Origin of the sequence: Pseudomonas sp. OV226 (genome assembly GCF_003148705.1) — a bacterium.
Classification (GTDB): Bacteria; Pseudomonadota; Gammaproteobacteria; order Pseudomonadales; family Pseudomonadaceae; genus Aquipseudomonas.
Window position 1 is genome coordinate 1 of record NZ_QGGS01000019.1, and the last position, 21,225, is coordinate 21,225.

General features: G+C 61.1%; 22 protein-coding genes and 3 pseudogenes. 8 read left to right on the forward strand and 17 right to left on the reverse strand.

All coding sequences use genetic code 11. From position 1 onward, the window contains the following. The 6 genes and pseudogenes from C7534_RS23745 to C7534_RS23770 form a co-directional block, all read right to left on the reverse strand. Positions 1-180, reverse strand: a pseudogene (locus C7534_RS23745) (IS110 family transposase); the annotation flags it as partial. A 166-nt stretch (positions 181-346) separates the two neighbouring features. After that, positions 347-1,450, reverse strand: a complete 1,104-nt coding sequence (gene mnmH / locus C7534_RS23750) for a tRNA 2-selenouridine(34) synthase MnmH (RefSeq protein WP_109787238.1) — start codon at positions 1,448-1,450, stop codon at positions 347-349. Further along, complete coding sequence (gene selD / locus C7534_RS23755) at positions 1,450-2,484, reverse strand: selenide, water dikinase SelD (RefSeq protein ID WP_109787239.1); 1,035 nt, start codon at positions 2,482-2,484, stop codon at positions 1,450-1,452. The genes mnmH and selD overlap by 1 nt, the downstream gene beginning before the upstream one ends. 146 nt (positions 2,485-2,630) lie before the next feature. Continuing rightward, positions 2,631-3,587: a quinone oxidoreductase family protein gene (locus tag C7534_RS23760; protein WP_109787240.1), complete on the reverse strand. Its 957-nt coding sequence runs from the start codon at positions 3,585-3,587 to the stop codon at positions 2,631-2,633. 28 nt (positions 3,588-3,615) lie between these two features. After that, on the reverse strand, positions 3,616-3,789 hold the full coding sequence (locus tag C7534_RS23765) for a DUF1427 family protein (protein ID WP_077431753.1): 174 nt from the start codon (positions 3,787-3,789) through the stop codon (positions 3,616-3,618). Positions 3,790-3,927: 138 nt separating this feature from the next. Next, complete coding sequence (locus C7534_RS23770; protein ID WP_177412274.1) at positions 3,928-4,707, reverse strand: AraC family transcriptional regulator; 780 nt, start codon at positions 4,705-4,707, stop codon at positions 3,928-3,930. A 145-nt stretch (positions 4,708-4,852) separates the two neighbouring features. Between C7534_RS23770 and C7534_RS23775 the strand changes: the two genes are divergently transcribed. Next, on the forward strand, positions 4,853-5,080 hold the full coding sequence (locus tag C7534_RS23775; protein ID WP_109787242.1) for a DUF6555 family protein: 228 nt from the start codon (positions 4,853-4,855) through the stop codon (positions 5,078-5,080). 68 nt (positions 5,081-5,148) lie between these two features. On the opposite strand, the gene C7534_RS23780 is transcribed toward C7534_RS23775, so the two are convergent. From C7534_RS23780 to C7534_RS23790, 3 genes are all read right to left on the reverse strand, one after another. Beyond that, positions 5,149-5,316: a metallothionein gene (locus tag C7534_RS23780; protein WP_081744005.1), complete on the reverse strand. Its 168-nt coding sequence runs from the start codon at positions 5,314-5,316 to the stop codon at positions 5,149-5,151. A 72-nt stretch (positions 5,317-5,388) separates the two neighbouring features. Continuing rightward, entirely contained in the window at positions 5,389-5,844 is a 456-nt protein-coding gene (locus C7534_RS23785; RefSeq protein WP_109787243.1) for a DMT family transporter, read from the reverse strand. After that, a complete protein-coding gene (locus tag C7534_RS23790) occupies positions 5,844-6,329 on the reverse strand; it encodes a DMT family transporter (protein WP_109787244.1) in 486 nt (161 codons plus the stop codon). Before C7534_RS23790 ends, C7534_RS23785 begins: the two co-directional genes overlap by 1 nt. Positions 6,330-6,441: 112 nt before the next feature. On the opposite strand from C7534_RS23790, the gene C7534_RS23795 reads away from it, so the two are divergent. After that, entirely contained in the window at positions 6,442-7,377 is a 936-nt protein-coding gene (locus tag C7534_RS23795) for a LysR family transcriptional regulator (protein ID WP_046032741.1), read from the forward strand. Positions 7,378-7,540: 163 nt separating this feature from the next. Here the strand turns inward: C7534_RS23795 and C7534_RS33355 are convergent, their stop codons facing one another. The 3 genes and pseudogenes from C7534_RS33355 to C7534_RS23805 form a co-directional block, all read right to left on the reverse strand. Beyond that, on the reverse strand, positions 7,541-8,362 hold the full coding sequence (locus C7534_RS33355; RefSeq protein WP_442963231.1) for a methyl-accepting chemotaxis protein: 822 nt from the start codon (positions 8,360-8,362) through the stop codon (positions 7,541-7,543). 84 nt (positions 8,363-8,446) lie between these two features. Then, positions 8,447-9,223, reverse strand: a pseudogene (locus tag C7534_RS33360) (cache domain-containing protein); the annotation flags it as partial. Between the two features lie 144 nt (positions 9,224-9,367). Continuing rightward, the gene (locus tag C7534_RS23805; RefSeq protein ID WP_175649046.1) at positions 9,368-10,684 is read right to left on the reverse strand and encodes a Na+/H+ antiporter family protein; all 1,317 of its coding nucleotides are present in this window, start codon (positions 10,682-10,684) and stop codon (positions 9,368-9,370) included. A gap of 1,538 nt (positions 10,685-12,222) precedes the next feature. Between C7534_RS23805 and C7534_RS33365 the strand changes: the two are divergent. Both C7534_RS33365 and C7534_RS33370 read left to right on the forward strand, forming a co-directional pair. After that, positions 12,223-12,369, forward strand: a pseudogene (locus C7534_RS33365) (HAMP domain-containing protein); the annotation flags it as partial. 102 nt (positions 12,370-12,471) lie between these two features. Further along, positions 12,472-13,227 carry a methyl-accepting chemotaxis protein gene (locus C7534_RS33370; protein ID WP_371916734.1) on the forward strand — a complete coding sequence of 252 codons (756 nt, stop codon included), beginning with the start codon at positions 12,472-12,474 and terminating at the stop codon, positions 13,225-13,227. A gap of 149 nt (positions 13,228-13,376) precedes the next feature. Here C7534_RS33370 and C7534_RS23815 read toward each other — a convergent pair whose 3' ends face one another. Genes C7534_RS23815 through C7534_RS23830 form a run of 4 tightly spaced genes read right to left on the reverse strand, consistent with a single transcriptional unit; the run spans position 13,377 to position 15,972 of the window. Continuing rightward, positions 13,377-14,690 carry a sensor histidine kinase gene (locus C7534_RS23815; protein ID WP_109787246.1) on the reverse strand — a complete coding sequence of 438 codons (1,314 nt, stop codon included), beginning with the start codon at positions 14,688-14,690 and terminating at the stop codon, positions 13,377-13,379. Continuing rightward, positions 14,687-15,355 carry a response regulator transcription factor gene (locus C7534_RS23820; RefSeq protein ID WP_046032736.1) on the reverse strand — a complete coding sequence of 223 codons (669 nt, stop codon included), beginning with the start codon at positions 15,353-15,355 and terminating at the stop codon, positions 14,687-14,689. The genes C7534_RS23815 and C7534_RS23820 overlap by 4 nt, the downstream gene beginning before the upstream one ends. A gap of 3 nt (positions 15,356-15,358) precedes the next feature. Further along, positions 15,359-15,664, reverse strand: a complete 306-nt coding sequence (locus tag C7534_RS23825) for a PepSY domain-containing protein (RefSeq protein ID WP_046032735.1) — start codon at positions 15,662-15,664, stop codon at positions 15,359-15,361. Next, positions 15,664-15,972, reverse strand: coding sequence for a PepSY domain-containing protein (locus C7534_RS23830; RefSeq protein ID WP_046032734.1), 309 nt, complete (start codon positions 15,970-15,972; stop codon positions 15,664-15,666). Before C7534_RS23830 ends, C7534_RS23825 begins: the two co-directional genes overlap by 1 nt. A gap of 271 nt (positions 15,973-16,243) precedes the next feature. On the opposite strand from C7534_RS23830, the gene C7534_RS23835 reads away from it, so the two are divergent. From C7534_RS23835 to codA, 4 genes are all read left to right on the forward strand, one after another. Continuing rightward, complete coding sequence (locus C7534_RS23835) at positions 16,244-17,323, forward strand: patatin-like phospholipase family protein (RefSeq protein WP_077431746.1); 1,080 nt, start codon at positions 16,244-16,246, stop codon at positions 17,321-17,323. Between the two features lie 84 nt (positions 17,324-17,407). Continuing rightward, on the forward strand, positions 17,408-17,764 hold the full coding sequence (gene queD, locus C7534_RS23840; protein ID WP_077431745.1) for a 6-carboxytetrahydropterin synthase QueD: 357 nt from the start codon (positions 17,408-17,410) through the stop codon (positions 17,762-17,764). Positions 17,765-17,880: 116 nt separating this feature from the next. Further along, positions 17,881-18,705: an alpha/beta fold hydrolase gene (locus tag C7534_RS23845; RefSeq protein ID WP_046032731.1), complete on the forward strand. Its 825-nt coding sequence runs from the start codon at positions 17,881-17,883 to the stop codon at positions 18,703-18,705. A gap of 130 nt (positions 18,706-18,835) precedes the next feature. Next, positions 18,836-20,080, forward strand: a complete 1,245-nt coding sequence (gene codA, locus C7534_RS23850) for a cytosine deaminase (RefSeq protein ID WP_046032730.1) — start codon at positions 18,836-18,838, stop codon at positions 20,078-20,080. Positions 20,081-20,185: 105 nt separating this feature from the next. On the opposite strand, the gene C7534_RS23855 is transcribed toward codA, so the two are convergent. Beyond that, positions 20,186-21,178, reverse strand: coding sequence for a diaminopimelate epimerase (locus C7534_RS23855; RefSeq protein ID WP_109787247.1), 993 nt, complete (start codon positions 21,176-21,178; stop codon positions 20,186-20,188). Positions 21,179-21,225 lie beyond the last annotated feature (47 nt).

The following is a 21,225-nucleotide window of genomic DNA, read 5'->3' on the forward strand; positions in this document are numbered from 1 at the left end:
GAAATGGGCGCCGCCACAGGCTTCCATCACGACGGTGCAGGGTTCCAGTTTCGCCAGATATTGGGTGAGCGCTGCCCGCGTAAACTTTTTGCGGTAAAGCTCATGACCATGATCATCTTGAGCATGCAGATGAAAGGAGTGTTTTCCCAAGTCGATGGCGGCAATAGCTACGTTGTTCATGGCAACGATCTCCGATGAGCCCCCTGTGAAAGCTTAGTGGGCGATCACAGGGGGCAGCGGGGGTAGCCATTTCATTAGTGGAACTCGGCAGTACACACAATCTGTGTTCACTGAAGATTCAATGTGGGAGCGGGCTTGCCCGCGATTGAGGCCAGTCAATACAACCTCAACCTTGCTGATTGACTCGCTCGCGCAGGTATTCGAGTACCGCTACCCTCTCCCCAGCAAACTCGATCCGCACGCCTTTCTTCTCCCGCTGAAACGCATACATCGGGTCGTAATACTCGCGAAGCAACCCTTCGATCCAGCCCCGATGCAGGTCCACTGCACCGCTTCGGCCCTGCTCGGCCAAGGCTTCTTCCATCAATATCAACATCCGCCGATGGCGTTCACCACCCAGGCGTTTCTGCACGTTGTTGAGGCTTTCCAGCATACGTGCGCAAAACAACGCAAACCCTTCATCGCCATGCACACCAATGAACTCGGCACACAGGTCCACCACGTAGTCGCGCAATATTCGTTCGACACGCCCTTCGAGGCTGTCTTCCAGCCAGACCATCGGAAATTGCTGCATGCCCTGATACAGCGGCAACGGCAATGCGCAACTGCCGACTGCCCGGCTCTCGTCTTCCAGCACAAACTGCTCGATGCCGTGGGCACGCTTTTTCAGGACATCCACCGCCAGACGGTTTTCAAAATCAATGTTGGACGGCTGCCCGGTCGCGCGCTTGCCGAAGCTGGAGCCGCGATGATTGGCGTGGCCTTCAAGGTCCAGCCCGTTGCTCAACTGCGTCAGCACTTCGGTCTTGCCGGTGCCGGTCATGCCGCCCAGCAAGACGAAATCGCACTGGGTCACCGCCTGATCGAGCGTGTCGAGGAGGAACGTGCGCATGGCCTTGTAGCCGCCACCGACCCGGGGATAGTCAATGCCGGCTTCGTCCTTGAGCCATTGCTGGACGATCTGCGAACGCAAGCCGCCGCGAAAACAATACAAATAGCCCTCGGGATGCGCCCGGGCGAAATCGGCCCAGGCCTGGATGCGTTCAGCCTTGATCTCGCCGGACACCAGTTGATGCCCCAGCGTAATGGCCGCTTGCTGCCCGTGCTGCTTGTAACAGGTGCCGATGCGCTGGCGTTCGCTGTCATTCATCAGCGGCAGGTTGACCACCCCCGGGAATGAACCCTTGCTGAACTCCACCGGCGCGCGGGCATCCATCATCGGCCGGTCGTTGAGAAAGATGTCGCGGTAATCGGTGAAGTCGATCGACATCAAAACACCTCAACCGCGTGTGTCTGTCGCTCAACCAGTTCGCCGATCGGCTCAAGGCTCAGGCCCAGCTCGGCCGCCACTGCCAGGAACTGTTCGTTGCCCTCGGGCGTGACCGCAATCAGCAGGCCACCGCTGGTCTGCGGATCGCACAGCACGCGTTTGTGCATTTCCTGAAGCCGCCCCAGTTTGCTGGCATAACTGTCGAAGTTGCGCAGCGTCCCGCCCGGTACGCAGCCTTGGTCGAGGTAATACTCAACCCCTGGCAGGCGCGGCACGCGGTCGTATTCGATGCGGGCAGTCAGGTGGCTGCCGTCAGCCATTTCCACCAGGTGCCCCAGCAGGCCAAACCCGGTGACGTCGGTCATGGCGGTCACGCCGTCGAGCTTGCCGAAACGGCTGCCGGGTTTGTTCAGGGTGCACATCCAGTCACGGGCCAGGCCGATGTCGGCATGGCGCAACTTGCCCTTCTTCTCGGCGGTGGTGAGGATGCCGATGCCCAGCGGCTTGGTCAGATAGAGCAGGCAACCGGCCGTGGCCGTGTCATTGCGCTTCATGTGGCGCTTTTCCACGAGCCCGGTCACGGCCAGGCCGAAGATCGGCTCCGGCGCATCGATGGAGTGCCCACCGGCCAGTGGAATCCCGGCTTCATCGCAGACCGAACGGCCACCGCGAATCACTTCCCGGGCAATCTCCGGCGCCAGCACATTGACCGGCCAGCCGAGAATCGCAATCGCCATCAGCGGGTCGCCGCCCATGGCGTAGATATCGCTGATGGCATTGGTGGCGGCGATGCGGCCGAAATCGAACGGGTCGTCGACGATGGGCATGAAGAAGTCAGTGGTCGAGACCACGCCACGTTCTTCGTCGATGGAATAGACCGCGGCGTCATCGCGCGAGGCGTTGCCGACCCAGAGTTTCGGGTCCAGGTTCTGCGCCCCGCTGCCGGCCAGAATCACCTCCAGCACCTGGGGGGAAATCTTGCAGCCGCAACCTGCGCCGTGGCTGTATTGGGTCAGACGAATCGGCTCGCTCATGGGAGGCACCTTGGGAAGTCAGTGCGAGCGATTCTAGCATTGTGTCTGGTGATCGTTCCGAATGCCTCAACGGACGCTTCGCGTTCAGCTAGAGACGCGGAGCGTCCCGGGATGCTTTCCCACGCAGAGCGTGGGAACGATCACCGTTACGGCAACAGGATCACTTTGTCGCCACTGCCCTGATTCACTTCTGAATACCGCTCCAGGCCTTGGGACAGCGGTGATTCAAACAAGCCCTCGGGCAATGGCAACAACCCCTGATCGAAGAACTTGCCGAACTGATCGAGCATCGCCGCGCACGCCTGAACCCCGTACAACAATGAGTTGATCCCGACCACCGAGCCACCCTTGCGATACAGCGCCAGCGCCGGCAATTGCACCATGCCGTCCACCGGTGCGGCGATGATGGCGATGCGGCCGAACGTCGCCAGTGCCGGGACTGAGGCCGGCAGCCAGAACCCGGTGGTGTCGAAGATCACGTCAGCGCCGCCGCTGTACACGGTGTTCACCTGAGCGCCCAGGTCTTCCGGATTATCCAGTTGCAGGGTTTGATAGCCCTGAGCCTGCAATTCCTTGACCTGCTCCGGTCGCCGCGCCGCCGCCAGCACCTGAGCTCCGCGCACCTTGGCCAGCGCCAACGCCGCGCTGCCCACCGCGCCGCCACCGATCACCAACAATCGAGTTTGCGCCGTCACCAGGCTGCGCTCCAACGCATCCCAGGCCGTGATGTACGGCACGCCGAGGCTGGCGGCCTGGGCAAAACTCAGGTGGGTCGGTTTGAGCGCGACACCGTTGGCCGGCAGTTTGACGAATTGCGCATGGGAGCCATCGGCAAAGAACCCCAGCTCACGCCCGGTGCCCCAGACGTCCTGACCAATCAACGCCTGCGGACCTTCAACCACGACACCGGCAAAATCCCGACCGGGAATCCGTGGCAACGTGGTGTAGGGAAATCGACCCAGCACATTCTTCACGTCGCTGGGGTTGAGGCCCGCGGCCTTGATCTGCACCAGCACTTCATCGGCGCCGGGTACCGGAGTGGGCACGTCAACGTAGCGCAGGGCCGAGAGGTCGCCGGTTTTGTCGAACTGCAATGCTTTCATGAGCGTTTCCATCGAGTAAATAAACGGTTCAGGAGATCCAGCCAGCGACCAGTTGCCGCCCCATGGGCCACAACTTTTCACCGGCCAGCATGCCGAGCAGCCCGACCAGCGCGATAGCCGGCGGTGCGGGGGAACGAAAATCCAGTGCGCCGTAGAGCAAACCGACGCCCAGACCGATGGCCAGTGAGATGAGGTAGCTCATGGCTGACTCCGTGGGCTATTAAGATAGGCCAGAGTCTAATGGCAGGTTGCGCCGGGCATCGGCCAAGTGCTTCTGCTTTCCGGCCAAAGCACTAATGCCGAATACAAGACGACGTGTAGCAGCTGGCGAAGCCTGCGGCTACAGGGTTTGGTGATGGCTGGAAAATTGTGAGGGTGCAATGCCCAGTTCCCGGCGGAACATGTCGCTGAAACTGCTCGGCGAATAGCCCAATTCGCGCGCAATGGCACTGACCGGCACACCCTGAATCAGCTCGGCCACGGCTGTCGCCAGTTGCACCTGTCGCCGCCACTCGGCGAACCCCATGCCCAGACCGTCCTTGAACAAGCGCGCCAGGGTGCGCACGCTGGCACCGGCGCTTTCGGCGTGTTGTTCAAAAGAGATGTCCAGCGATGGCGCGGCCATGACGGCCTGACAGAGGTTGATCAGGCGTCGGTCGGAATCATCCGGCATCGGGATTTTCAACTCGGAGCGCTTGGCGCGCCTGAGTTCCAGCAGTGCAAGGCCGACCAGCGCCTCGTAATACTCGGGCGCGCCGTTGTCGCCCTGCTCCACCAACCCGACGATCAGCTCGCGCAGCAAGCCGCCAACCTCGATGACCTGAACGGTTTCGTCCAGCGTCGCGGCGAGGGACGGTCGCAGGTAGATGTTACGCATCTGCAAGTCCGAGACCACGCGAATCCCATGGGGCACGCCCGGTGGCAGCCATACCGCCCGTTGCGGCGGCACGACCAGCGCTTCATGGGGCGTTTCGACCCACATCACCCCGCTCATCGCATACAGCAACTGGCCCCAGACGTGCTCGTGTGGCTCGATGAACAAGCCGCGCGGATAGGTACGTGCCAGTGGTTGCACAGGCACATCGGTATCACTCAGGTCGGGGGGTGCGGCAAGGGCCATGGGCAGCATTCATTGGGGTATTGAGACATTGCATGGTAACCAGCCCAACGTCTGCTCGCCACTGGTCGCCGCCACCTGACAATCCAACTGAATTTTCCGCGACACCGACGATCCCTCTATTACCACCGGGAGGAATACGGGCTTTATGAACAACACAAAACTTTTCGTCATTGAATACACCCTTCATGGCGCCCCCAAGTCATTCATCATCCGCCTGGACAAGATGGACAACGCGGAGGCCTGGCATTGGGCGAGCTGCGACGCCGGGGTGGGCCGGATCCCGCGTTTCGGCCGGGAGAAGGTGCAAAAGACCAGCAAGCCGATGGCAGAGAAGTTCGGCGTCGAGAACGTGACCTGGCGGCCAGCGAGTTAATAAAAAAGAGCGATTGAATACCTGCGGCGAGGGAGCTTGCTCCCGCGCCACAAGATCAGGTTTTAGCACTATTTCTCGTGAGCACACTTGCAGCCCTTGCTGGAGCATTCTTCGCCATGTTCATGGTGCTTGGCGCAGGCTTCGCAGCAATAGTGTTTACCGTGGCGCGCTATCGGATGCTCGCCCAGCTTGCACGAGCATTTGGGACAATCGCAGATACTGTCACTGCTGATCATGAGTCTGACTCCATTGGTGTGGTCGTCGGGGTGCCGCACGCGCGGCCCGTCTTACCAGTGTAGGAGTTTGCGTCAGACCTGCCGCTTGCTGCTGCGATACATGAACACCAACGCCAGTCCCAGACACACCATCGCCACGATCCGGCTGTTCGACAGGTCGATGGCCGGATTACCCAGCCAGCCGAAATTGTCGATCAACATGCCCATGCCCAGTTGCCCGACAATCACCGCCACAGTCGCCACCGCCGTACCGACCCTTGGCACCGCGCCGACCATGACCATCATGTACACCACCCCAAACAGCGCGCCACTGAGTTGCCACTTCGGCACGTCCAGCAAGCTCACGACCTGCGCCGGTTCGAAAAACAGGATCAGCAGCCCGGTAACCACCGCCCCCACCACGAAGGTCAGCAAACTGCTGCGCAACACGCCAACCGTTTCGCCCAGACGGCCATTGATCGCCGCCTGCACACTCAACACCGCACCGGCCGCCACGATTACGGCCAACAAAATAATCAGATTCATCATCAACCCCGAGCGATCAGAACAAGTGCCACGACAATCAACAGCAACGCCAGCCAGCGTTCACCGTTGACCTTTTTGCGGCTGGCGCCGAACCAGCCAAAGTGGTCGATCAGTACGCTTTTGCCGACCTGCCCGCAGAGGATCGCGATCATGGTCATTGCAATGCCGATGTGCGGCGTGGCCAGGGTCAGCACCACCACATAAATCGGCCCGAGAAAGCCGCCGATCAACTGCCAGCGCGGCAAGGTGTTCAACGCCGGACCTTGTTGCGGGCCGCTGAACAACAACAGCAAAAACAGAATCGCCGAGCCGACTCCGAAAATGCTCAATGTCGCCCACAAATGCCCGACCTGAACCCCGAGCGGCCCGAGCAACCCGGCCTCCACGGAAAGGCCCATGCCGGCGAGGATCACCAGCGGCAACAGCAATAGCCGCAGCCCTGGTTTGGTCGCGGGTGTGACCGCAGTGTTGATTGAAGACGCTTGCATAAGGGAAACCTGCCTGTAGAAACAATGGCCGGCATTATCCGGTGGCAGTGCTTTGCGATAAATGGGAGTAGCCTGACAACACTTTTGCGCAACTCGCACAGCAGGACGAATCATGCACGGCCTCAACGACCTCGGATTCAAGGCACTTCGGCTGTTTGTCGCGGTGCTCGACCATGGCAGTTTTTCCGAAGTGGCGCGGCGCGAAGGCCTGGCGCCCTCTTCGATTTCCCGGCAGATCCAGCTAATGGAACAAGCCCTGAGCCAGCAATTGCTCTACCGCCACACCCGCGCCGTAACGCCCACCGAAGCCGGGCGCATGCTCGGTCATCATGCGCGGCTGGTGCTGGTGCAACTGGAAGAAGCCGAGCAAGCCTTGCAAGAACAGCAAAGCGAACCTAGCGGGCTGGTGCGGATCAACGCCCCGGTGGTTTTCGGCCAACGGCACCTGACGCCGTGGCTGGGGCAATTGTGCGAGCGCTATCCGAAGCTGCAACTGGATATCCAGCAAACCGACCACTACATCGACCCGCTGCAAGAAGGTGCCGACCTGCTGTTTCGCATCGGCCCGCTGCACGACTCCAGCATGCAGGCGCGCATTCTGGCGCCTCACCGGTTTCAAGTCGCCGCCAGCCCGGCCTACCTAGAACGCCACGGCACACCGCAACACCCTGAAGACCTCGCAGCGCATCAATGCCTGGCCTACAAAGGCGCGACAGGCCTGCAACGCTGGTTTTTCCGCAAGGATCAGCAGGACTGGACGCCCTACTCGGTCAAAGGGCCGATCACCGGCAATCACGCTGACACCCTGGTTCAAGCCGCCGAACAAGGGTTGGGGTTGGTGATGTTTCCGTCATGGTTGATTGGCGAGGCAGTGCGCGAAGGCACGCTGGTGCCGGTGCTGGGGGACTTTCAGGTATCCAACAGCCTGGAGCCGCAGCAGATTGCGGTGTTGTGGCCGGGCAGCCGACGGTTGTCGGTGAAGGTGCGGACGGTGATTGATTTCTTTGTTGAATGCTTTGGGGCTGTGCCGTATTGGGACAGACCGTAGCATCAACATAAATCTGTAGCAGCTGGCGCAGCCTGCGTTCGGCTGCGCAGCAGTCGTGAAATCAGTCGATGCGGTGTTTCAGGAAGACCTCGCACTCAAGGTTTACGACTGCTTCGCAGCCGAACGCAGGCTGCGCCAGCTGCTACAAAGAATGCTTAACGGCTCAGATACGGAACTGGCCGACCAGTTTGCCAAGGCGCTGGCCGAGGTCAGCCAGGCTGCGCGAAGTCTGCGCACCGAGTTGCGTTTCATCCGCCACATTGTCCACGGCGACCGCGATCTGATGCACGCTGCGGTTGATCTCTTCGGCCACTGCGGTTTGTTCTTCAGCGGCGCTGGCGATCTGTGCGTTCATCGAGTTGATGGTGCCGATCAACTGCGCCATGGTGTCCAGTGAGGCGCCCGCCTCGTTGGCCTGCGCGGACGTGCCGTCGCCGGCTTCGCTGGAACGGCGCATGGCTTCCACCGCCGATTGGGTCCCGGCCTGCAAGCGGTCGATCATGCCCTGGATTTCCTGGGTGCTGATTTGCGTACGACTGGCCAGCGCGCGAACTTCATCGGCCACCACCGCAAACCCGCGACCGGCTTCGCCGGCACGGGCCGCTTCGATGGCGGCGTTGAGTGCCAGCAAGTTGGTTTGGTCGGCAATCGAACGGATCACACCGAGGACGCTGACAATCGACGACACGTCTTTTTGCAGGCTGTCCAACGACACACCGCTGCTGCGGATGTCGTCCACCAACGCATGAATCTTCACGATACTGCCGGCCACCACACGCTTGGCGGCCTGGCCTTCCTCGTCAGTTTGCTGTGCAGCCACGGCTGCGTTTTGTGCACTTTTGGCCACTTCCTGAGCCGCCGCCGACATTTCGTTGATCGCCGTCGCGACCTGATCGGTCTCATGGCGCTGACGCTCCATGGCCTGGTCCGAACGCTGGGCCTGGTCGGAGACCTGATTCACCAGACCGGTCAGTTGCGAGGTCATTTCGGTGATCTGGCGCACCAGACTGTGGATTTTGTCGACAAAACGGTTGAACGAGCCAGCCAGTTCACCGAGTTCATCCTGGCTGGTGATGGACAAGCGGCGCGTCAGGTCGCCCTCGCCCGCCGCGATGTCATCGAGGTTGGCTTTCATCAGGTTCAGTGGACGCAGAATGGTGTTGGCCAGCAGCAGGCCGACCGCCGCAATCACCAACAGCAGCACCGCGGCAATCCCGACAATGCTCAGCACCACGCCTTCCATGCGTTCCTGGACTTTGGCCTCCACCAGCGCGACTTGCGCTTCGATGCCATCGAGGTTGACCGACGTGCCCACCGCCATGTCCCACTTCGACAGGTATTCGGTGTAGCCGAGTTTAGGCACCAGCACCTGGGTGTTGCCGGGCAGCGGTGAGCTGTATTGCAGGTAGTGAGTACCGTCCTTGGCGACTTTCACCAGGTCGCGGTTGACGTAGACGCCGTTCGGGTCGCGGTTGTCCTTGAAGCTCTGGCCCACGCCTTCGGGGCTGTTGGCCTTGAACAGGCGCACGGTGTTGGAGTCGTAGCCGAAGAAGTAGCCTTCCTTGCCGTAGGTGATGCTCGACAGCAACTTGATCACCTGCGCGCGCGCGGCATCATCACCGGGGGCGGCCGCGTCGTAGAGCGGTTTGATCGTGGTCATGGCCACAGCAACGTAGCTTTGCAGCGTGGCCTTGGCATCGTTGAGCAGGCGCTGACGGGTTTCTTCGACTTCCTTGTGCGCCTGTTCCTGGAGGACGAACAGCGTGGTCAGGCTGATAACCAAGGCAAAGAGCAACACCGGGAGAACGGCAAGGGACAGAACTTTAGCCTTCAGGCTCATGCGCATGACGGTTCACTCTTTTGGTTTTGTTGGCGTGGTTAAAGGCTTTAACGGCACGCCAACAAAAAACTGTAGGAGCACGGCTTGCCGGCGATGGCGATTTCAAGGACGCCATCGCCGGCAAGCCGTGCTCCTACAGGGTGGGCCAGGTTAGAGAATCATCGCCGCCGCCCAGCCGAACGCCAGCAGCGGCAGGTTGTAGTGCAGGAAGGTCGGGACCACGGTGTCCCAGATGTGATGGTGCTGGCCGTCGATGTTCAAACCCGAGGTCGGGCCCAAGGTCGAGTCGGAGGCCGGCGAACCGGCGTCACCCAGGGCGCCGGCCGTGCCGACGATGCACACGATCGCCAACGGGCTGAAACCGAGTTGCACGCACAACGGCACGAATATCGCCGCCAGGATCGGCACGGTGGAGAACGACGAACCAATGCCCATGGTCACCAGCAACCCCACCAACAGCATCAACAGTGCGCCAATGCCTTTGCTGTGGTTGATCCACGAGGCCGAGGATTCCACCAGCGTCTGCACCTGACCGGTGGCTTTCATTACTTCGGCGAACCCGGACGCGGCGATCATGATGAAGCCGATCATCGCCATCATCTTCATGCCTTCGGTGAACAGGTCGTCGGTTTCACGCCATTTCACAATGCCCGACACCGAGAAAATCAGGAACCCGGCCAGCGCGCCGATGATCATCGAGTCCAGCAGCAACTGAATAATGAAGGCCGCCACGATGGCGACGCCCGCGACCATCAGGCTCAGCGGGTTGTATTGCACCGCGACCTGTTCGACTTGCTCGATTTTCTCCAGGTCGTAGACGCGTTTCTTGCGATAGCTGAAAAACGCCACCGCCAGGCCGAACACCATGCCCAGTGCCGGAATACCCATGGCGTGGGTGACGTTGATGCCGCTGATGTCCACGCCGCTGCGGGCGACGTTGGCCAGCAGAATCTCGTTGAGGAAGATGTTGCCGAAGCCCACCGGCAGAAACATGTACGGGGTGATCAAACCGAAGGTCATGACGCAGGCAATCAACCGGCGATCCAGTTGCAGCTTGGTCAGCACATATAAAAGCGGCGGCACCAGCAACGGGATAAACGCGATATGTATCGGCAGAATGTTTTGCGAGGCGATGGCCACCACCCACAGCAAACCGATCAGCAGCCACTTGACTTGCCCCCCACCGCTGGCGTGCTGGCGATCAACCATCGCCAGGGCCTTGTCCGCCAAGGCATGGGCCATGCCGGACTTGGCAATCGCCACCGCGAACGCACCGAGCAAGGCATACGACAACGCTACTGTTGCGCCGCCACCGAGGCCACTATTAAAGGCTTTGAGCGTGGCGTCGATGCCCAGGCCGCCGGTCAAACCACCCACCAGCGCGCCGACGATCAGCGCGATGACCACGTGCACGCGCGACAGACTGAGGATCAGCATGATGCCGACCGCGGCAATTACAGCATTAATCATCGTTACCTCTGGGCAAGCGAAATGAGCTCAGCCGGCAGTCTGCGAAGAGCCGCCAGCGAAGTTAAGAATGGGTTTTATTAGAGGGCGCGCACTGTGCCGCAGCACCGGCGCCTTGTCAAAGTGAACACCGTCCCTGTAGCAGCTGCCGAAGGCTGCGTCGGCCGGTCCGCGCTCGGGCGCAGCAGTCGTGAAATCAGGCAGCGCGGTGAATCAAATGAACCGAGATCACAGGGTTTACGGCTGCTACGCCCGAGCGCGGACCGGCCGACGCAGGCTTCGCCAGCTGCTACAAGTTTTGTTTCGTTTCTTATTTGAGCGCATGGATAAAGAAAGCCAAATCACGGCCGCTACAGTGCAAAGTCTCAGATATTTATCGAATAAAGGACGTCTCCATGTCGCTAAGACAACTTTCCATTCAATGGAAAATCACCCTGTTGGCCGGGCTCTGCCTGGCCGGCATCGTGACCCTGTTGGTGGGTCTTTCGCTGTATCGCATGGAGCACAGCTCCGAGATGGTGAAAGCCTCAAGCATGGAGATGCTCACCGAAGCCGCCCAGGCACGGATCGAATCCCAGGGTGAAAACCAGGCGCTGCTGATTCGTCAGCAGTTCATGGATGCCTATCAATATGGCCACGGCTTCTCGCGTCAGGTGTTGTTCCTGCGCGATCAGGCAGAAAAGCGTTTTCTGGACGCCTTCGACCTGCGTGAAGACCTGACTCGCCAGGTCAAGTCGGCGCTGCAAGCCAACCCGGAACTGCTCGGCCTGTCGCTGGTGTTCGAAGCCAACGCACTGGACGGCAAGGACGAACTGTTCACCGGTCAGGCGGAACTGGGCAGCAACGACAAGGGCCGTTTTGCCCTGTACTGGTCGCAACCGACACCGGGCAAGGTCACCTCCATGGCATTGCCGGAAAGTGACATGGCCGACACCAGCACCGGCCCCAGCGGCGAACCGGCCAACGCCTGGTTCACCTGCCCGCGCACCTCGCTCAAACCGTGCGTGATCGAACCGTACTTCTACGTGATCGACGGCCAGAACGTGCTGATGACCAGCATCGTTTTCCCGCTGATGGTCAACGGCAAGGTCATCGCCTCGCTGTCGGTGGACATCAACCTCAACAGCCTGCAAGCCATGAGTCAGGGCGCGAGCAAAAAGCTCTACGATGGCCAGACCAATGTCAGCATCCTCAGCCCGGTCGGTTTGCTCGCCGGCTACAGCGCCGACGCCAGCAAACTCAGCCAGCGCCTGGACACCGTGGACAAAGCCAATGGTGCCGAGCTGATTCGCATGCTTGCCAGCAGCAGCAAAACCGAAAGCCTGCACAACGATCATCAGTTGAAAGTGTTGTCGCCATTCCAGCCGATTCCCGGGGGTAAATCCTGGGGCGTGCTGCTGGACGTGCCGGAAAAAGTCCTGGTCGGCCGAGCCGAAGCGCTGAAAAAACAACTCGATGAAAGCAACACCTCCGGCACCCTGATTGAGCTCAGCCTCGGCGTGCTGGCCGCGTTGATTGGCCTGATGCTGGTGTGGCTGATGGCCCGCAGCGTGACCAATCCGATCCTCGGCGTGGCGCACATGCTCGAAGACATCGCCAGCGGCGAAGGTGACCTGACCCGGCGCCTGGCCTACGACAAAAAGGATGAGTTGGGCCAGTTGGCCGGCTGGTTCAACCGTTTTCTCGACAAGCTGCAACCGATCATTGCCGAGGTAAAACGCTCGGTGCAGGACGCACGCAGCACCGCAGACCAATCATCGGCCATTGCCACCCAGACCAGCGCCGGCATGGAGCAGCAATACCGCCAGGTCGATCAGGTCGCCACCGCGTCCCACGAAATGAGCGCCACCGCCCAGGACGTTGCCCGCAGCGCCGCGCAAGCGGCACAAGCCGCCAAAGATGCGGACCAGGCGACCCGTCGCGGGTTGACCGTGATCGACCAGACCACCACCAGCATCGACCGTCTGGCCGCCGACATGAGCGCCGCCATGGTGCAAGTCGAGGGTCTGGCGGCGAACAGCGAGAAAATCGGTTCGGTACTGGAAGTGATTCGCGCGATTGCCGAGCAGACCAACCTGCTGGCCCTCAATGCCGCCATCGAAGCTGCCCGTGCGGGTGAAGCCGGGCGCGGTTTTGCCGTGGTCGCCGATGAAGTGCGCAACCTGGCGCGACGCACGCAAGAGTCGGTCGAAGAAACCCGCCTGGTGATCGAGCAATTGCAGAGCGGCACCCAGGACGTGGTCGGTTCGATGAACAACAGCCATCGCCAGGCCCAGGGCAGTGTCGATCAAGTCAGCCAGGCGGTGACCGCGCTGCGCCAGATTGGTGATGCGGTGACGGTGATCAGCGACATGAACCTGCAGATTGCGTCGGCAGCGGAAGAGCAGAGCGCGGTGGCCGAGGAGATCAACAACAACGTGGCGACCATTCGGGACGTGACGGAATCGTTGTCGGGGCAGGCCAACGAATCGGCACGGGTGAGCCAATCGCTGAACAGCCTGGCGAATCAGCAGCAGAGCTTGATGGATCAGTTCCGCGTCTGAGATCCGCCCCTCATGATCGTTCCCACGCTCTGCGTGGGAATGCCGCCTGGGACGCTCCGCGTTCCGCTGTGGGATGTGACGCAGAGCGTCACGGGATGCATTCCCACGCAGAGCGTGGGAACGATCAACGTCGCGGAGCGTGGGAACGATCAGTGCCGAGGTAACTCGATCACCACTTTCAACCCGCCCCACTCGCTCTCCTCCAATCGCATCACCCCGCCCCACGTGTCGACGATGTCGCGCACAATCCCCAGCCCCAACCCGTGGCCATCCGTTTGTTCATCCAGTCGCGTGCCGCGATTGAGCACCTGCTCGCGCTGGTCTTCGGGAATCCCCGGCCCGTCATCTTCGACGCTCAGTTCAAACCCTCCCGGCGTCTCGGCCACACTCAAGCGAACCTCGGCATCCGCCCATTTACAGGCGTTGTCCAGCAGGTTACCGAGCAGTTCGAGCAGGTCCTCACGATCCCGCGGCAGCTGCAAACCCGTCGGCGCGCGGTAGCTGAGCGCCAGGTGCTCGCCATGAATCATGTTCAGTGTCGCCAACAACCCCGGGAGTTCTTCATCGCAATCAAACAATGCCCCCGGCAGCGCGTCGCCAGCCAATCGGGCGCGGTTGAGTTCGCGATTTAGGCGTTGCTGCATCTGTTCCAACTGCTCCTTGAGGAGCTTGCGCAACGCTGGATGAGCGTCGAGTTTGTCGCTGGACGCCAGGCTCAACAACACCGCCAGCGGGGTTTTCAAGGCGTGACCGAGGTTGCCCAAGGCGTTGCGCGAACGCTTGAGGCTGTCTTCGGTGTGCGCGAGCAAATGGTTGATTTGCGCCACCAGCGGCTCCAACTCCACCGGCACCTGATCATCCAGTTGCGAGCGCTGGCCCTGCTGCAACTGGGCGATCTGTTCGCGGGCCTGTTCCAGGGGACGCAAGGCGCGGCGCACAGTGAAGCGTTGCAGCAGCAAAATCAGCAGCAGCCCGGCCAATCCCAGGCCAAGCCCCACCTGCTGCATGCGCTTGAAACTCTCGCGCACCGGGGTGTAGTCCTGAGCGACGCTGATGGAAATCGATTGGCCAAGGCGCCGATAGTCTGACCGCAACACGAGCAACTGCTGGCCTTCGGGCCCCAGCTGCAAGTTGCTGTGCAGGCCCGGATGTTCAAGCATGGGCAGTTCCTGATCCCACAGCGAACGGGAGCGCCAGTGGGTATCGTCGAAATCGATGCGAAAGTAGTGCCCGGAAAACGGTCGTTGGTAGGCTGGCGACAGGTGCCGCTCCTCCAGTTGCAACCCTTGCGGCCCGCGTACCAGCGCCAACAGCAGGTTTTCACTGTCATTGCGCAGCCCCGCTTCGAGGTAACGCTGCAAGCCCATTTCGAACAACCACAAACTGGTTTGAGCCAGCACCAGGCCGACAACGACCATGACGCTGATCAGGCCCAGGCTCAAGCTGCGCTGAATCGACTTCACTGAGCCGCCCCGCCGAACACGTAACCCTGACCGCGACGGGTTTCGATCACACTGCGCCCCAGCTTGCGCCGCAGGTGGTTGACGTGAACTTCCAGCACGTTGGAGTCGCGCTCGGTTTCACCGTCGTAGAGGTGTTCGGCGAGGTGGCTTTTGGAAAGGATCTGTTCGGGGTGCAGCATGAAATAGCGCAGCAGGCGAAACTCGGCGGCTGTGAGCTGAATGTCGGCACCGTCGCGAGTCACGCACTGGCGGCCTTCGTCCAGGTGCAGCCCGGCGGCCTTGAGCGTCGGTTGATTGGCCTGACCGTGGGAGCGACGCAGCAGCGCCTGGACCCGCAGGTGCAGTTCTTCAGGGTGGAACGGCTTGGTCAGGTAATCGTCGGCACCGGCCTTGAGGCCTTCAATGCGTTCGGCCCAGGACCCGCGCGCGGTGAGGATCAGCACCGGCGTCGACAAGCCGCCGGTGCGCCATTGCTCCAACACCTCAAGCCCCGGCAAACCGGGCAGGCCGAGGTCGAGAATAATCAGGTCATAGGGCTCGCTGCTGCCCTGATACACCGCATCGCGACCGTCGGCCAGCCAGTCCACGGCGTAACCCTGGCGAATGAGGCCGGCGAGTAATTCGTCGGCCAGCGGCACGTGGTCTTCCACCAGCAGCAATCGCATCGATCAGTCTTCCTTGTCTTTGAGTAAACGCCCGGTGGTGGCGTCGATGTCCAGTTCGCGGACCACACCTTCGGCGGTCAGCAGTTCGACTTCATAAATGTAGACGTCGTGTTTTTCTTCAAGCTCGGCTTCCAGCAATTTCGAGCCGGGGTAGCGATCCAGTGCCTGCTGCAGCAGTTGCTCCAGCGGCAGAATCACACCCTGTTGACGCAGGCGCAGGGCTTCGTCCTGATCAAGGTCGCGGGCCAGGGCCACCGAACAAAACGCCAGAAGCACCAGCGCCATGCGTGAAAATGAAAACACCTTCATTACGTATCCTGATGATCCTTGAGAACCTGGCCACTGACAGCGTCTAATTCCAGTTCCCACTCGATGCCCTGTGGGTCGCGCAGCTCAACCTGATAAATGTACTTGCCATACGCGTCTTCCAGTTCGGTCTGGGTAACGGTCGAACCGGGGTGTTTGGCCAGCGCCGTGGCGTTGAGCTTCTCGAAAGACACAATGGTACCAGCGTCACGCAGCCTCAGGGCTTCGTCGGGGCCCAGGTCGCGAGCGTGGGCGAGGCTGGCGGTCATGGCGATGATCGAGGCGCAGAACAGGGCAGTCTGGGTGTTCATGGGTGTGCCCGGGTTTTTATGTGTTGCAGCACCGGACACCTTAGCGAGCTGAACTTAATTGAAACTGAATGGCCATCATTGGAACAACACACCACGAAATTGCAGATCTGCACAAACCCTGTGGGAGCGAGCTTGCTCGCGATAGCGGTGTATCAGTCACCATCAGTGGTGAATTTGAGACCGCAATCGCGAGCAAGCTCGCTCCCACAGTGGATGGGTGGTGTTGCCTGAACTGCTTATAATCTTGCGCTTGCCAACCATTGAGACCGGTATGACCGCTATCCACATCAAGTTCCCCTCCCTGACCCTCAAGGCCGGCCCGCGTGCCATGGCGCGTATCCGTGAAAACGGCTTGAGCGCCGCCGATGTCGGCACGCTGCCGGGTGCCGCCGGTGGCCCCAAGGCCCTGGGGATTCAAGGTCTGGACCTGGCGTTGTTTGGCGAATGGCTGCCGGCCGCGCCTCGGGAGCGTTCGCTGATTGGCGCCTCGGTCGGTTCCTGGCGCTTTGCCAGCGCGTGCCTGCCGGATGCCGCCGAAGGCATCCGGCGCCTCGGTCACTTGTACACCGAGCAGAACTTTGCCAAGGGCGTGACCATGGCGCAGATCAGCCAGAGTTCCCGGCGCATGCTCGATGAATTGCTCGACGGCCGCGACGCCTCGATCTTGAGCAACGCCCATTACCGGCTGAACATCATGGTGGTCAAAAGCCACGGACGCCTGGCCGACGATCATCGTGGCCGGCTCGGGTTGGCGCTCGGCTCAGTGATCGCCGACAACTTGCGTGCTCGCGCGCGGCTGTCGCGGCATTTCGAACGGCTGATCATCCACGACCCGCGCCTGGCCCCGCCGGTCAATGCACTGAATGACTTCCCGTCGCGCTTTGTCGCATTGAACGCCGGCAACCTGCGCCAGGCCTTGCTCGCGTCGGGCTCGATCCCGATGGTGATGGAAGGCGTGCGCGATTTGCCAGGGGCCGGCAAGGGGACGTTCCGCGATGGCGGCTTGCTGGATTACCACCTTGATCTGCCCTACAGCGGCAACGACATCGTGCTGTACCCGCACTTCACCGACCGGGTGATTCCCGGCTGGTTCGACAAGACGTTGCCGTGGCGCCGTGCCTGCCCCGCGCGGTTGCAAGATGTTCTGCTACTGGCGCCGTCGAAGGATTATCTGGCGCGCTTGCCCTACGGCAAACTGCCAGACCGTAACGATTTCAAGCGTTTCATGGGCGACGCGCCAGGCCGGCAGAAATACTGGCGTGCTGCGATGGATGAAAGCCGTCGCCTCGGTGATGAGTTCCTCGAACTGGCCGCCAATGGTCGCCTCGGCGAGCGCTTGCTGACCCTTTAGTCAGTGTTTTGCCCAGAGCTCTGTTAAACTCGCCACCTGCCCACATCGCCGCGGCGATCGCCACCTGACAGAGCTCAAATCACTGTGGAAATCTTCAAAGAGTTTACGTTCGAATCCGCCCACCGCCTGCCTCACGTACCGGAAGGCCACAAGTGCGGTCGCCTGCACGGTCACTCGTTCAAAGTGGCGATCCACTTGAGCGGCGACATCGACCCGCACACTGGCTGGATCCGTGACTTCTCGGAAATCAAGGCGATCTTCAAGCCACTCTACGAGCGTCTGGACCACAACTACCTGAACGACATTCCCGGTCTGGAAAACCCGACCAGTGAAGTCCTGGCCAAATTCATCTGGAATGAATTGAAGCCCCTGCTGCCGGAACTGAGCGCGATCCGTATCCACGAGACGTGCACCAGCGGCTGCATCTATCACGGCGAGTAACCCGGCTCACTCCTGCAATGAAACGGCGTTTCGTCAGTGAATGATCAAACCACCCTCAGCGGTGGTTTTTTTATGCCTATGCTTTTCGGGTTCGCACCCGCCAAGAGGACAGGCACATGGCTGACTGGTTGCTGGACCGCCAATACCGCTTCAATGGGCACCGGATTCACTACGCCGTTCACGGCGACGGCCCGCCGCTCGTGTTCGTACACGGCACCCCCTTCTCTTCTTATGTGTGGCACCGGATCGCCCCGCACTTCATCGCCACACACCGCGTGCATTATTTCGACCTGCTGGGTTATGGCCAATCCGAGAAGGTCGACGGCGACGTGTCGCTGGGCGTGCAGAACGAGTTGCTGGCGCATTTGCTCGATCACTGGGCAATCGAACGGCCAGACGTGGTGGCCCACGATTTCGGTGGCGCCACGGCCCTGCGCGCGCATCTGTTGAACGGCAAGGATTACCGCAGCCTCACGCTGATCGACCCGGTAGCGCTGTCGCCCTGGGGTTCGCCGTTCGTGCAGCATGTGCGTCAGCATGAAGCGGCGTTCAGTGGCGTACCCGATTACATTCAGCAGGCCATTGTGCCGGCCTACATTCGCGGGGCGATCAAACGCGACATGACCGATGAAGAACTCGCGCCTTACGTGCAACCGTGGCTGGGTGATCCGGGGCAAGCGGCGTTTTACCGGCAGATTGCGCAGATGGACGAACGCTATACCCGCGAGGTCGAAGGGTTGTACCCGACCATTCGATGCCCGGTGCAGATTCTGTGGGGCGAGGATGACCAGTGGATCCCCATCGAGCGAGGACGGGCCTTGCACCAGATGATTGCCGGCTCGCAATTTCACCCGATCCCCAATGCCGGGCATCTGGTGCAGGAAGATGTGCCGGAAGCGATTGTCGCCGCATTGCTGAAATTCTTGCCCCTGGCGCAATGACCCCACAATCCCCCTGTAGGAGTGAGCCGGCTCACTCCTACAAGAGCAGTGTTGTGTTTCGTCACGCGGCACTAGCAAGGATCGCCACTGCCGCGCTAATTTAGAGTCATCAACCCAAAGGACTCACCTCATGCACATCATCAACGCCCGCCTGCGCAACCAAGAAGGCCTGCATGAGTTGCACCTGGAAAACGGCCTGATCCGTACCATTGCCCGCCAGACCGAAGCCCCGACCCTGGGGCCCGACGATCTGGACGCCGGCGGCAACCTGGTGGTGCCTCCCTTCGTCGAACCACACATTCACCTCGACGCCACCCTGACCGCCGGCGAGCCGCGCTGGAACATGAGCGGCACACTGTTCGAAGGCATCGAGTGCTGGGGCGAGCGCAAGGTCACGATCACCGAGGAAGACACCAGGACCCGCGCCACAAAAACCATCCAGACCCTCGCCGCCCACGGCATTCAGCATGTGCGCACCCACGTCGACGTCACCGACCCGCAACTCACCGCGCTCAAGGCCATGCTCGAGGTGCGCGAGCAAAGCCGTCACCTGATCGACATGCAAATCGTCGCGTTCCCGCAGGAAGGCATCGAGTCCTACCGCAATGGCCGCGAGTTGATGGAAGAAGCGATCCGCATGGGCGCCGATGTGGTCGGTGGCATTCCGCACTTCGAGTACACCCGCGATCAGGGCGTCAGCTCAGTGAAGTTCCTGATGGACCTGGCCGAACGCACTGGCTGCCTGGTGGACGTGCACTGCGACGAAACCGACGACCCGCATTCACGTTTCCTCGAAGTGCTGGCCGAAGAAGCCCGCAGTCGCGACATGGGTTCGCGGGTCACCGCCAGCCACACCACGGCGATGGGCTCTTACGACAACGCTTACTGCGCCAAGCTGTTTCGCCTGCTCGGGCATTCGGGAATCAGTTTTGTCTCCTGCCCGACCGAAAGCATTCACCTGCAAGGACGCTTCGACACCTTTCCGAAACGCCGTGGCGTGACACGGGTCAACGAGTTGCTCGAAGCGGGGATGAACGTGTGTTTCGGCCAGGACTCGATCGTTGACCCGTGGTATCCGCTGGGCAATGGCAACATCCTGCGGGTGCTCGAAGCGGGGCTACACATCTGCCATATGCTCGGGTATCGCAACCTGCAAAGCGCACTGGACCTGGTCACCGACAACAGCGCCAGGGCGATGAACCTCGGCGATCGTTATGGCCTGGAAGCCGGGCGGCCGGCGAACTTGCTGGTGCTGTCGGCGGACAGCGATTATGAGGTGATTCGCAGTCAGGGCCTGCCGCTGTATTCGGTTCGCGGGGGCAAGTTGCTGATGAAGCGGACGATGCCCGTGGTCGAGTTCAGTGGTCTGAGCTGAAAACTGCGTCGACGTTGATGGCCTCATCGCGGGCAAGCCACGCTCCCACAGTGGAATGCATTCCAAATGTGGGAGCGTGGCTTGCCCGCGATAGCAATCTTGAATTCAACCCATCAACCGCGCCGTACCGAACAGCCTGACCCGACTCAATTCCCCTGCTGATTCTTCCAACAAAATCGGCGCCGTGCCCCCAGGCATCACAACGCTCACGGCCCCCGCCGCCACCCAACCGACCGACCACGCCGCGCACGCCACCGCACTGGCGCTGGTGCCCGATGACGCCGTCGGCCCTTCCCCGCGCTCAAACACCCTCGCAACCACCCGGCCTTCAGATTCAAGCATCGCCCATTGCAGGTTCACCCCCGCCGGACACGGCGCCCCTGCCCCGGTCGGCAAGGCATACGCAATGCGCAGCAGTCCTTGCGCCAACGGTGCTTCACGCATCTGCTCATTACTCGGCAACGCGGCAGCGTCCGCCACCAGCGTCACGCAATGAGGATTGCCGATGCGCACAAACTGGCTGCGGCTCCACGCCGGTTCGAGCGCGGCCAATGGCGCCACATGGCTGACATCACCCCCATTCAACAACACGCCTTCAATCCCCTGCGCACCCACGGCTTGCGGCCCGAACGACGGTTTGCCCAAATCCAGCCAGAACCCGTGCACGCCCTCGACCTCGGCCGGTATGACGGTCGTTTCAACCGGCGACACCGCGTCAGCCTTGTCGTGATGAACCCGCAGCAGGCAGGCACCCTCCTTCGGCATCAAGCCTTGCTCGCTCAGTGACTGGGAAAAGATCGTCAGCCCATTGCCACTGCGTTCGGCCAGTGTGCCGTCGGTGTTGACGATCAGCAGGTCATAAGGTGGCGCCGATTGAAACGGCCCGACCAGCAAACCGTCGCTGCGATGATCTTTGCTGCCGGGCGGTTGAGTACCGGGCGCCCAGGCGCAGAACGTCTCGATGGCCGACAGTCCCCATTTCTCACGGGTTTGCGCGGCAAGGTCGGCCTGTTCAGGTAATTCGATACCGCTTGCGCGCACGGCGTCAGGCGCCACGACGATATAAATATTGCCTCGCGCATCGTACATCCCCGCCATGTCGCCTCCTGCCTGAGCAATCAAAGTGTCGACGATATCGCGAAACA

Excerpts from the sequence above, each read along its gene's own strand:
- C7534_RS33355 (WP_442963231.1), bottom strand. The coding sequence starts at position 8,362 with ATGACCTCGCAACTGACCGGTCTGGTGAATCAGGTCTCCGACCAGGCC.
- C7534_RS23760 (WP_109787240.1), bottom strand. The coding sequence starts at position 3,587 with ATGAAAGCATTGCAGTTCGACAAAACCGGCGACCTCTCGGCCCTGCGC.
- C7534_RS23785 (WP_109787243.1), bottom strand. The coding sequence starts at position 5,844 with ATGATGAATCTGATTATTTTGTTGGCCGTAATCGTGGCGGCCGGTGCG.
- C7534_RS23855 (WP_109787247.1), bottom strand. The coding sequence starts at position 21,178 with ATGGCGGGGATGTACGATGCGCGAGGCAATATTTATATCGTCGTGGCG.
- codA (WP_046032730.1), top strand. The coding sequence starts at position 18,836 with ATGCACATCATCAACGCCCGCCTGCGCAACCAAGAAGGCCTGCATGAG.
- C7534_RS23770 (WP_177412274.1), bottom strand. The coding sequence starts at position 4,707 with ATGGCCCTTGCCGCACCCCCCGACCTGAGTGATACCGATGTGCCTGTG.
- C7534_RS23845 (WP_046032731.1), top strand. The coding sequence starts at position 17,881 with ATGGCTGACTGGTTGCTGGACCGCCAATACCGCTTCAATGGGCACCGG.
- C7534_RS23835 (WP_077431746.1), top strand. The coding sequence starts at position 16,244 with ATGACCGCTATCCACATCAAGTTCCCCTCCCTGACCCTCAAGGCCGGC.
- C7534_RS23795 (WP_046032741.1), top strand. The coding sequence starts at position 6,442 with ATGCACGGCCTCAACGACCTCGGATTCAAGGCACTTCGGCTGTTTGTC.
- C7534_RS23790 (WP_109787244.1), bottom strand. The coding sequence starts at position 6,329 with ATGCAAGCGTCTTCAATCAACACTGCGGTCACACCCGCGACCAAACCA.
- C7534_RS33370 (WP_371916734.1), top strand. The coding sequence starts at position 12,472 with ATGGAGCAGCAATACCGCCAGGTCGATCAGGTCGCCACCGCGTCCCAC.
- selD (WP_109787239.1), bottom strand. The coding sequence starts at position 2,484 with ATGAGCGAGCCGATTCGTCTGACCCAATACAGCCACGGCGCAGGTTGC.
- C7534_RS23820 (WP_046032736.1), bottom strand. The coding sequence starts at position 15,355 with ATGCGATTGCTGCTGGTGGAAGACCACGTGCCGCTGGCCGACGAATTA.
- C7534_RS23780 (WP_081744005.1), bottom strand. The coding sequence starts at position 5,316 with ATGATCAGCAGTGACAGTATCTGCGATTGTCCCAAATGCTCGTGCAAG.
- mnmH (WP_109787238.1), bottom strand. The coding sequence starts at position 1,450 with ATGTCGATCGACTTCACCGATTACCGCGACATCTTTCTCAACGACCGG.
- C7534_RS23775 (WP_109787242.1), top strand. The coding sequence starts at position 4,853 with ATGAACAACACAAAACTTTTCGTCATTGAATACACCCTTCATGGCGCC.
- C7534_RS23765 (WP_077431753.1), bottom strand. The coding sequence starts at position 3,789 with ATGAGCTACCTCATCTCACTGGCCATCGGTCTGGGCGTCGGTTTGCTC.
- C7534_RS23830 (WP_046032734.1), bottom strand. The coding sequence starts at position 15,972 with ATGAACACCCAGACTGCCCTGTTCTGCGCCTCGATCATCGCCATGACC.
- C7534_RS23825 (WP_046032735.1), bottom strand. The coding sequence starts at position 15,664 with ATGAAGGTGTTTTCATTTTCACGCATGGCGCTGGTGCTTCTGGCGTTT.